The organism is Ruminiclostridium josui JCM 17888, from assembly GCF_000526495.1.
GTDB classification, from domain to species: Bacteria; Bacillota; Clostridia; order Acetivibrionales; family DSM-1351; genus Ruminiclostridium; species Ruminiclostridium josui.
Genome location: NZ_JAGE01000002.1, coordinates 385,936 through 397,470, shown reverse-complemented (window position 1 = coordinate 397,470; position 11,535 = coordinate 385,936). Strand labels below are relative to the sequence as shown.

The 11,535-nt window shown below is 33.6% G+C and carries 5 protein-coding genes; all 5 read right to left on the bottom strand.

The window, feature by feature from the left end:
- Positions 1-154 precede the first annotated feature (154 nt).
- Positions 155-556, bottom strand: a complete 402-nt coding sequence (locus tag K412_RS22420; protein WP_024834411.1) for a peptide maturation system acyl carrier-related protein — start codon at positions 554-556, stop codon at positions 155-157.
- 457 nt (positions 557-1,013) lie between these two features.
- Positions 1,014-1,805, bottom strand: coding sequence for a 4Fe-4S dicluster domain-containing protein (locus K412_RS21520; RefSeq protein ID WP_024834410.1), 792 nt, complete (start codon positions 1,803-1,805; stop codon positions 1,014-1,016).
- A 116-nt stretch (positions 1,806-1,921) separates the two neighbouring features.
- On the bottom strand, positions 1,922-3,274 hold the full coding sequence (locus K412_RS0118185; protein WP_024834409.1) for an aminotransferase class I/II-fold pyridoxal phosphate-dependent enzyme: 1,353 nt from the start codon (positions 3,272-3,274) through the stop codon (positions 1,922-1,924).
- 83 nt (positions 3,275-3,357) lie between these two features.
- Positions 3,358-9,813 (bottom strand): type I polyketide synthase, encoded by a 6,456-nt coding sequence (locus K412_RS0118180; RefSeq protein ID WP_024834408.1) that lies wholly within the window; start codon positions 9,811-9,813, stop codon positions 3,358-3,360.
- 125 nt (positions 9,814-9,938) lie between these two features.
- Positions 9,939-11,492, bottom strand: coding sequence for a phytoene desaturase family protein (locus K412_RS0118175; RefSeq protein WP_157833852.1), 1,554 nt, complete (start codon positions 11,490-11,492; stop codon positions 9,939-9,941).
- Positions 11,493-11,535 lie beyond the last annotated feature (43 nt).

Here is an 11,535-nt window from a genome sequence, read left to right as displayed (position 1 = left end):
CGACTACTCTGACATTCAATCTATACTGAATCCCTATATTTCCTCGAGGTTTTATTTGTAGGGAAACAATACCCAATATTACCTTTTGGCTTATAGGACTATACTTTCAGAATCATAGTCAATATGGAGGATTTCCGTAAGTTAACATATTATATCACTCTGTAATTTCATCCTTAATAATTTGTAATATATTATTAAATGTGTTAAACTTCCCCTCAATTATATAACTCTCAGGAATTGTTATTTTAAATTCTTCTTCAATATCTACAAATATGTAAAGTAAGTCTCTAGGAGTAAGTTTAATATTTGAACCCAGTAAATGATCATTCTTAGCCTCATTGTTCAGTATATTTGTAACAGGTATATTATTTTTTTTGAAGTTTTGATTTTTTTCATCGACTAATTCAGAATCTACAGTAAGATACTGCATAGACTTTAAAAATTGAGAACCATTATAGTCAAAACTATTGTTAGATAAGTTAAAAAAATCTGTTTCAAAGCCGAGTTTATATCGAGTAGATAAAGATATTTTTATAAATAAAATTTCAATGTCCATCAAATCTCTTTAAGTATATATTAGCCCATTATTTACGTTTATGAGCAGAAAAAAGTAATATTACGCACAAAGCAATATTAATTTTTTAGTATAATGGTTTAGTAATTAAAAAATCCATATGGAAATACCGTTGTTATATATCATTTTTTAACTTACTTTTTATACCAGTATTATAACTTATTTACAATATTTGTCAACATTTAATAAAACACTTATTTCCCTGGTCAATAGAATTTCATTGGCCTCAAAGCTATGACCATAGGTTTAAGATTACTGTCTAATTCCAAAATACGTACAAACATTGCATGAACTTTTAGTTTCTATAAAAATAAATAAAAGACATGAAAGTTATCCTCTCATGTCTAAATTATATTTACTGCATAATTATCACACTACACTGCTATTTCAGCATTTTCTCTTTGAAACAAAAAAACTACAGTATGCAAAGGACAAGTACCTATTTTTTACCAAGTCGTCTAACAACTTTAATTCCATCCCACCATGTAGCATTTACGTATACAGCACCTTTTGGACATCCTAATTCACATATGGAGCACTGAACACAATAAAGCTCCCTGACCGGGTCTGGCTTTTTTTGAGAATTGTTTATCTCCATCCACTCGAATACATTAGTAGGACAGCTTTGAACACAATTCCCACAAGAAATACAATGTTCATGATCAATTGCGACTTTTGTTCCATGTATTTCAGAGTTAGAATTTTTAAGTTTCCAGACATTATGTCCATTATGTGTACCTGTCATTTCACATCTGTCTTCAAATCCTCTGATAGGTGAAGCCATATGTACAATTTTTCTTGCAAAAATTTTTGCATTAAATATATCTTTTGGGGTAGGATGATATTTATTTAAGCCTCCAAATCCAATCAATGGTCCTGTAAAATCAAATCCTCTACAACCAAATTCTTTGTCTAACACTTCAAACCCCTTCGATTTTAACTTCTCTCGAAGTGTATCATGATACTTTCCAATGTATGGCTGACATTTAGATGAAAAAATGAAAGCTTTCTTCTTTATATTTGGCAACTCATCAACAAAGTCTAACAATTTTTTGCTGTGTTTTCCAAACATAATGCCCGAACCAAAGCCAAACAACAAAAACTCGGAAAGATCATGCTTTTTTGCCTCATCAACGGTAAACAGTGTAGCTCCACATGAAGATGCCATTGCCTCAGCTAACATCTTGGTATTTCCCATATAACTTGATTCATAAATAATTACTGTTTTCATCTTAATTTCCCTTACCATTTATATACTTTATATACATTATATTACTCAAACTTATCTTGTCAATAAAAATACTATAAGACATAAGTGGTACTACTTAAGAATAAGAGAGCAATTTCTTAAAATTTATCTCTTATCTTTTTGAGTTCCTCTGCTATTGTGTCAACTGTATATCTGATTTGTTCTTCTGTGTGTTTTGCAGTAATAAAGAACCTAAGTCTTGAATCTCCTTCAGGTACAGCTGGATACATAATAGGATGTACGTTTATGCCTTTTTCAAAAAGATTATTAGCTAATATAATACACTGTATGGAGTTTTTAATAAGCACAGGTACAATAGGTGTATTTTCGCACAGCCCTGTCTCTAGTCCCTTTTCTTTGGCCAATCTTAAAAATAATTTTGAGTTTTCTATAAGTCGAGTAACACATTCTGGTTCTTTTCTCATTTTTCTAATTGCTGCCAATGCAGCTGAGGCATTTGTAGGAGTAAGTCCTGCACTATACATGATAAGTCCAGGAGCAAAATTCTTTAACATTTCAATTAATGATTTTGAGCCTGCAATATACCCGCCACAGCTAGCAAAGCTTTTACTCAATGTTCCCATCCAAATATCCACATCACTGCCTTTGATATCAAAGTACTCTCTTACACCAAATCCATTCTTACCAATAACTCCCATGGAGTGGGCTTCATCTATCATCAGGAGTGCCTTATACTTATTTTTCAAATTTAGTATTTCAGGAAGCTTAACAATATCACCATCCATACTATAAACACCTTCTACTATAATTAGTGCGCGTTCATAGCTATTACGGTTCTCATTCAACAAACGTTCCAGATCGGAAACATCATTATGAGCAAAAGGAATTCTTCTAGCACCTGACTTAACCGCTCCTGCCATAATACTGTTATGACATAGAGCATCATAAAAAATAACATCTTTGCTAGGTCGAATTAAGTAACCAATAGTTGACAAATTTGTACCATATCCACTTACAGAAACTACACATTCCTCAGTTCCTATGATATCGGCAATTTCTTTTTCAAGTTCCCGATGAAGGTCTAGATCACCGGAAACAATTCTACTAGCAGAGGCAGATGTACCGTACTTGTCAATTGCTTTTTTAGTAAATTCATTTATGTCTGCGGCTCCAGAAAAGCCAAGATAATTATATCCTGAATAATTTATGTACTCTTTATTATCTATTTCTATAACATTATCATTAACATCATTATGAGTATCAAAAAATTGATTTCTAATATTCAAGCTCTCAATGTTTTTGTTTCTTTGAAACAGTTCCTTGTATTCTGGGAATTCATCAAAGTTATAGTACTCACTTAAAATAACTTTTTCATCTGTTTTCTTTTCTGTTTGTGTATTATTTTTTAAGTTTCCCTTTGAATTAAGCAGTTTCTTTGCTAACTCTCTCTTTTCTTCAAGGGATAAACCTGCAATATTTGGGGTACTCATATATATACTACTCCTTTCTACATTTTTATTACTGGAATATTGGTTTAGAGTTGAACTCTATTAGAGTTCAACTCTTTAGTTCATTATATAAGTGTAAGAAGTTTATCAAGCTCTTCTTCACTCATGTTATCAATATTTTGCACTTCGTCATTATTAGTTTCAGTATCTACTTTATCATCTGTTAACCCGAGTCTTTGAATTATAGATGATGAAAGCTGGACTATACTTATTCCTTTAAGTAATTCCAACGTAGAAATCTCAACTCCCAATTTTGAATAAATAGCCACTTTTAATTCGTAAGATAGCAGAGAATCTATACCTATATTAGTTATTGATTCATTAATATCAATTCTATCTGTAGAAATATGCAGACACTCTCCGATTATTTCACTCAATATGATATTTAGCATATCAATTCTTTCATTCTTACCAACTGAGCTCAGTAATTGTATAATTGTATTCACTTCACTGGACTCTGCTTGATCCTTTGAAATCACCAAGTTAGCAAACCTTGGTGAAGCTGCTACCTGAGGATCATAATCTCTCCATTTACCCCAATCTACATCTGCTATACCAATCAGAACTGGTTTACTCTTAATGACTTTTTCAAGGGAATAAAGTGATTCACTTATGGAAATCATGTTCATACCCATATTGAGCAAATTATTTTTTACTTTTTCATCTTCTGCCATACCATTTGAGCCAAGTGCTCCCCAACTAATACTTGTTGCTGGTAAGCCTTGTGATGCCCTGTATTGTGCAAAGTAATCTAGGAATGCATTTGCAGCAACATAATTTGACTGTCTCGCGTTTCCAACTAATAGTGAAACAGATGAGAACATGATAAAGAACTCCAGATTTTCACTTAAGGTAGCCTTATGAAGATTTAGTGCTCCAAGGATTTTTGGATTCAAAACCTTTGTAAATTCTTCATCACTTAAATCAACAATCAATCCGTCATTAAGTACAGCAGCAGAATGAATTACACCTTTTAAATCCGGAAGATTATCTTTTATATCACATATCATTTTGCTAACTGCATCATAATCAGTTATGTCAAGTGCATAGGATTTTACATTACAACCCAGGTTTTGAATTTCTTTAACAATTGCTTTCGCCTCAGGAGTAGAGTCTCCTCGTCTACTAGTTATTACTAAATTCTTCACTCCGCTTTTTGCCATCCACAAAGCTATTTCTTTACCAAAGCCTCCGAAACCACCTGTTATAAGGTACGTCGCATTGCATTGGAATAATTGATTGCTTTCCTTTTTGCTATATATGCTTACCTCGTTCTTGTCATCAAAGCACAATACATTATTACCAGATAATTGCATATCAACATCTTTAATGTCCATTTCCATTATTGATGCTAAACTGCTCTTACTCTGTTGCGGCAGACAAATCTCTCTCTTTTGCAACTTATCTACTACCTCAGCAAAAAGTCTTTTTACAAGATTTCTATCCACTGCAAATAGTTTTGCTATATCTACAATTGAAATTGTAAAGTTCTTGTTGCAACTTACTTCAAATAAATCACCATTATTCTGAGAATTTGGCAATTTAACAATAACAAATCGTTCTAGCAAAGAATGAAGTCTAGAATTATTCTTGAACTTATTACTTCCTGTAAAATCAATAAAGGCACTAGAAACATTATCCTTTGTTATACTTGATATATCACTAAGGAAATCTGTTGAGTAGGCAATAACAATATTTTCATATCCCTGCTCTTTGAAATATTCAAATTCCTCTTCGTTACCAGCTATACAGTAAACTTCACAATTTCTAATCTTTGCAAACTGCACTATGGATTTTAAGAATTCATCTGGAGCCTTGGTTAAAAATATCTTCTCTGCGTCCAATATCCTTAGTAAATAATTAAGTATATAATGTGCCGTAATAAGAGGAATTTTCGAAGAAGCCGCCTCATAGAAATCCATACTATCATCCATTACAATTAGTGAAGATGAATCAACAGACGTCGTTATATGGGATTCAATAGTACTATTCACAAATCCCATTACCTTGTCGCCTACTTTATAATCAGAGACATTTTCTCCTATATTAGTAACTGTTCCAGAAATTTCCATCAATGAAGGTTTATCACTTCTTAGAACATGTGAAATAGTATTACTGTTTAATGATAAAGCTTTTAACTCTATTTCAACTTCACCAAAGCATGGAGAACTCAGTTTTTTGCTAATAAGCTTGATTTTCTCTTGCTCATTGTCTTCATCAGTCGATAAAGTCATATAGAAAGCCTCTGCTTGACCTGGCTCAAGTTTCTCTATATTTTTATTGCTATTGGTCAAATTATTAATATCTTCTCTATTCAAAACATGTACATACCTATCTCCTTTTCTAAATGCAACATCATCCTCGTTGGAGCCAAGCATTATTTCGTTGTATACGAGGGAAATGGATGTGTCCAAATCATCGGGGTCAACATCTAGTAATGTTGTCATACAGTCAGGATACTCATTAAATGAAACTCTGGATAAACCAACAAGTGCAGCTTGATTCATATTTGGAATATCTGTTGGAGTAACAACTTGTAAACCCTTTGTAACAACATAGATTCTCAAATTAAACATATTAGTTTTGAAAAATGCTCTTATCATATGGAAACAAGTTTTGACTTCTTGAATTCCAGAAAGTTCACCTGCCTCAGACTCATCATAATTCCATAAATAAATAATACCGTCTAGGGATTTGATATCTACTTCATTAAATAATTTTTCAAAATCGTCGTATTTACCCTTCTCAAGTCTGTAGAAGGTATCATTTTCTTTAGTGAAGAAATCTGATGCAACAACAGAAATTACAGTATTTTGATTGTTATTCTGAAGTCTACTAACTATGTTTTCTGAGAATACATCACTGTTGTGGAAAACAAGCCATTTACATGGTTTTTCCTCTGCTGCAGAAATATCTGTTTTCTCCCATACATAGTTATATAATTTTTGTGAAAGTTTTTCGTTTAGTGAATCTTTACGCTCATTTATAGACTGACAAACTAGTCCTTTTACTTGAGCGATAGCATCACCATTTTCATCAATAATAAGGATATCTCCTTCGATGAAATCAGATGTTGTACTAGTAAGTCTGCCATAGCTATAAAATCCTTTTTCAGGAGTTTTATAAACAATCAGTTGGTCTATATGTACTGGAAGATATGTAGTATTATTTTCCCCAACTGGAAGTGCAGCTATTAGCGACTGGAAACACCCATCAAGCAATGTAGGATGAAATGCATACTCAATGGACTTATCATAAACAGATTCATCTCCATAAATATATGATAAAACCTCATTGTCTGCACGGTAAAGTTTCTTAATTACCTGAAACATATTTCCGTATTGCAATCCCCTCATACTCAATTCTTTATATAGTGTTTCAGGGTCAACTTCTTCTGGACATCTCATTTTTAAAGCTTCTAAATCAGAATGACTTACTTCCAATATTTTTGAGTCAGAAACTTTTGCTGTTGCATGGCATGTCCATGTAAATTTATCATTCTCAGACCTACTGAAAATCTTTATTTCATTATTGTTTTTATTATACGAAACTTGAATTTTAGGCTCAAAATTTTTGTTTATTACCAATGCCTTCTTAAAATTAATATCTTCAAGTACATGTCCTTTTCTTTCATCTTTTAATATGTAACTGCTTACAGCTAGACTAGTCTCAACATATGAAGCAGCTGGAAGAACAATTAGATCTTCTACCACATGGTCAGGTAGGAATGGCAAATACTGCTCCGTTATGCTACTTTCCCATGTATCCTGTGGTGCTGCTATCTTCCTTCCCAAAAGCGGGTGTTCTATATTTCCAAGACGATCATCCAAAGAATCTTCTGATTCTATCCAATAACTTTCTCTTTGCCAAGGATAAAGCGGCAGTTTCACATATTGGGCACTATTGCCAAAATACTTAGTAGCATTAATGTCACATCCCGCCACATAAAGATTACATATTGAACTCAAGAAAGTAGCATATTCTGGTTGGCTACGTCTTAAAGACATCAAATTAGTTGCCTTTATCCCTAATGATGTTACAATTTCCCTAATTGATGTTGATAATACTGGATGAGGACCAACTTCAAGGAATAGAGAATATCCATCGTTTAGCATTGTTTTCATAGCTTTCGCAAACAATACACTTCCTCTCATGTTATCAAACCAATATTCTGCGTCATAGGAAATATCATTAACTTGTAGACCAGTAACAGTTGAATAAAGAGGTATAGTAGGAGTCTTAGGTTTTAGTTTTGAAAAAACATCCAATACTTCATCTTTAAATTCTTCCATAAAAGAACTATGATATGGAACTTCAACCTTTAACATCCTATTAAAGATACCTTTTACTTCAAGCTTTTCAGAAATCTTTTTCAGACCTTCCATATCACCAGAGAGAGTAATTGATGTATCACTATTAATTGCTGCTATAGAAACAGGTTCTTCCAGCATTTCAATCATAGCATTTGCTTCTACTTCATTCATTCCTACTGCAAGCATTCCACCTTTTCCGGCAGCTTTTTTCTGAATTCTACTCCTATGATAACTTACAAATACAGCTTCCTCCATGGTCAGCACGCCTGCGGCATATGAAGATGATACTTCTCCTACACTATGTCCCACAACAGCTGCTGGCTTTATTCCCCATGATTCATATAAATGAAGCAGGCATGCCTGAATTAAAAAGTTTGCCGGCTGGGCAACCATCGTATCACTCATCTTCGAATTCTCTTCGTCTGCCATCATTTCCTCAAGTATTGACCATCCTGCATACTTTTTGAAAATTTCATCTATCTCTTTTGCTGTTTTTAAAAAGACAGGCTCTTTTTGTAGTAATTCTCGACCCATCGCCCACCATTGAGGTCCCATTCCAGTGAAAATGAAAACAGGCTCTTTCTTTTCTGAAAAGTTCCCCTTAATAATTTGAGCATCCTTTTCACCATTTTTAAATGATTCTAATTGACTAATCAGCTCTTCACAACTATCTCCTATTAAAGCTATTCTATATTTATGTTGAGCTCTGTGATGTAATGAACTGAAGCAGATGTCTCTCAAAGAATTCGACTTATTGGCCTTCAAAAACTCCGCATACCTTTGGGCAGTTTCTTTTAACGCACCTTCAGCACGACCTGATAAGAAAAGCATATATGGGTTTGAAAATTCCTCTTCATCGGCTGTTTTCGATATATTATTCTCATTACAAGTAGCATAATCCTGAAGAATCGCGTGGGCATTTGTACCCCCATATCCAAATGAATTTACAGCAACGTATGTCTCACCTTTTTTCCCTGGCAAATCACACGCCTCAAGAGGAAGTTTTAACCCAAGTTCATCTAAGTGTAGCTCAGGATTAATGTTTATCAAATTAGCTTGAGGGGGAATCTTTCGATTTTTAATACAAAGTGCCAACTTGATTAATGCCGTAATTCCAGAAGCTCCTTCAGTATGTCCAACATTTGCCTTTACAGAACCTACAATACATCTCTCATCATCTGAACGGCCTTGTCCATAAACAGTACCTATGGATTTAACTTCTATAGGGTCTCCCTTAGCAGTACCTGTTCCGTGAGCTTCTACATATGATATATGCTTTGGAGAAAGCTTTGCATTTTCTAATACTTTTTTCATTAATTCAACTTGAGCATCAGGATTTGGAACAGATATTCCTGTTGTAGTATGACCATCCTGGTTAACACCAGTTTCCTTAACTGTAGCATAAATGTAGTTTCCATCAGCCAAAGCCTTTGAAAGTGGCTTTAATATTAATATTCCGGCTCCTTCGCCACGTCCATATCCGTTAGCACGTTCGTCAAAACTCTTTGAATAACCGTCAGGAGATAGTAACCCAGCTTTACACATTGCAATTGGGTATTCAGGACGAAGCATAATATTTACTCCACCTACTACTGCTACATCACAATCTTTATTTTGGAGAGAGCGACAACCAAAATGAAATGCCACAAGTGACGATGAGCAGGCTGTATCCATAGAAACACTAGGTCCACGAAAATCGTATAAATGAGATATTCTGTTTGAAATCATAGTCATAGTTGAACTAGCAGCAGTAAAAGGGCCCGCCATTTCTCGGTTCAGTGCACTCATCTGATTAAGCATACCATCAAGAGTAAATCCTCCGACAAATACGCCAGTATTTGAACCTATCATACTGGTTGCATCAATTCCTGCATCTTCAAATGCTTCCCAGACAACCTCCAGCAATACCCTTTGTTGAGGATCCATACTTACTGCCTCTCTAGGAGAAATACCAAAAAATAGCGGATCAAAATGATCTATTTTGGCATCAAGAAATCCACCTTTTTTTACGTACATTTTTCCTGGCATTTCTTTGTTTTCACTATAGAACTTTTTAACATCCCATCTGTCTTTCGGTACATCTACTATTGCTGTTTTGCCCTCCATCATAAAATTCCAGAAATCATCAGGGTTATTGATTCCCCCAGGCAATCTACAGCCCATTCCAATAATAGCAATCTTTTCGTTTTCTAGACTATTCTTTGACATACTATTCTTATTACCCCCTAAGTATTTATTTTTCATGTACTCAAGCAAACGGAATAATGAATTGAGGTATATTTTTATGCATAACATTCCGCACCGCTATGTAATATATTGGAATTTTTAACTTTTTAATTACCCAAAATCTCATACGCACATATCCAACCGCTAATCATTGTTCCTGTAAAGCCACCACCAGGTAATACCCAAGCAGAAGAAAAATAAAGATTATCGACAGGAATACTTAGTTTTGCATTTAATCGATTATCACCCGCTTGGGAAGGCAGTTGGGCATAACCGTAAATACTACCACCAGGATTTAAAGTATATCTTTCAAATGTTTTGGGAGTACTTGCTTCATAGTATTCAACACTTTCTTTGATTCCTGGGTACATTTTATCCAATTTATCAAGGTATAAATGGACTAATTCTTCCTTTTTAAGCTTATACTCTTCATTGCTTAAATTCTGCCAGTTGTCAATAAAGTCTGGAACAAACATTGAACCAACTGATTTTCCTTCTGGAGCTAAATTAGTATTTAAATGACTATAGTTTACAAAAATTATCATTTTTGAATTATAATCATCAGAAGGTACTAATATTTGCTTTTGGTTTTTAATCTTTTCATCTAAAATTATGGTAGTATAATTATTGCAGCCTAATTCAGCCAAGTCCTTGTTAAATCCAAAATAAATACAAAATGCAGACATTGAAGGTTTTAACTTTGAAATCTTATTTCTGAAAGTTTCTATTCCATCAACATCAAGCATGTTATTAATAACATTTGGCAATGCTGCATTTGCAACAATGTACTTTCCTTTGAAGGTTTGATTTTTATTATTTAGGCTTAGATTAACAGCCTGAACTCCAACTGCCTTTTTATTTTCAACAATAATTTTTTTAGCCAGATGATTATATAGGATTTCTCCACCATGATTTGATATAAATTTAGCTAAATAGTCCGCTAGAGACTGACTCCCGTTTTTAAAGTAATGTGCACCGCAAAAATATTGATCCTGACCTATACTATAATAGCTAAAAGCCATACTATATGGATCTTCTGCGAAATAATGAATATTGCCCAATAAGATTAATTTCAAATCTTCATTTTTGATTATGGAATCAAGGACTTTTCCTAAAGTTTTATTCCCATATTTCATAAGATATGGAAACTTAATGGGAAACAAAAGATAATTAATTCTTCCACCCTGAGCCTGAATACTTGAATATACATTTATTTCTTCAGCAGTTTTTTGAAGAACTTTGAAGAATTTAGTTATTCTATTTCGCTCATCCGGAAATTTATCCGATAAAACTTTAATAGCTTCTTCTCTGTTGTCTGGTAAAACAAAATCAACTCTTTTATTATAGAACCTGTATAACTCTTTTACTTTAATAAGTTCAACATTTTCATAAATGCCCAAATCCTCAAAAATTTCTTTTTTTGTGTCTGAATCATTGAGCCCATCCATTTCATGTAAACTCGCTTCAAAAGTAAAGTCTTTTCGCTTGAATGTTGTCGCATACCCTCCTGGTAATCCATGTTGCTCTAAAATAAGGACCTTTTTGCCTTCTTTACATAATTTTGCCCCACATACCAAGCCACCAAGCCCAGCCCCTATTATAATTACATCATAATCACTCGGCATAACAATACCCCTTTTCGCAGTTGTAAATAATTGCAAACAAGATTATTTACAACGGTAATTGTAACTGCTATAATTATTT

Excerpts from the sequence above, each read along its gene's own strand:
- K412_RS22420 (WP_024834411.1), bottom strand. The coding sequence starts at position 556 with ATGGACATTGAAATTTTATTTATAAAAATATCTTTATCTACTCGATAT.
- K412_RS21520 (WP_024834410.1), bottom strand. The coding sequence starts at position 1,805 with ATGAAAACAGTAATTATTTATGAATCAAGTTATATGGGAAATACCAAG.
- K412_RS0118185 (WP_024834409.1), bottom strand. The coding sequence starts at position 3,274 with ATGAGTACCCCAAATATTGCAGGTTTATCCCTTGAAGAAAAGAGAGAG.
- K412_RS0118180 (WP_024834408.1), bottom strand. The coding sequence starts at position 9,813 with ATGTCAAAGAATAGTCTAGAAAACGAAAAGATTGCTATTATTGGAATG.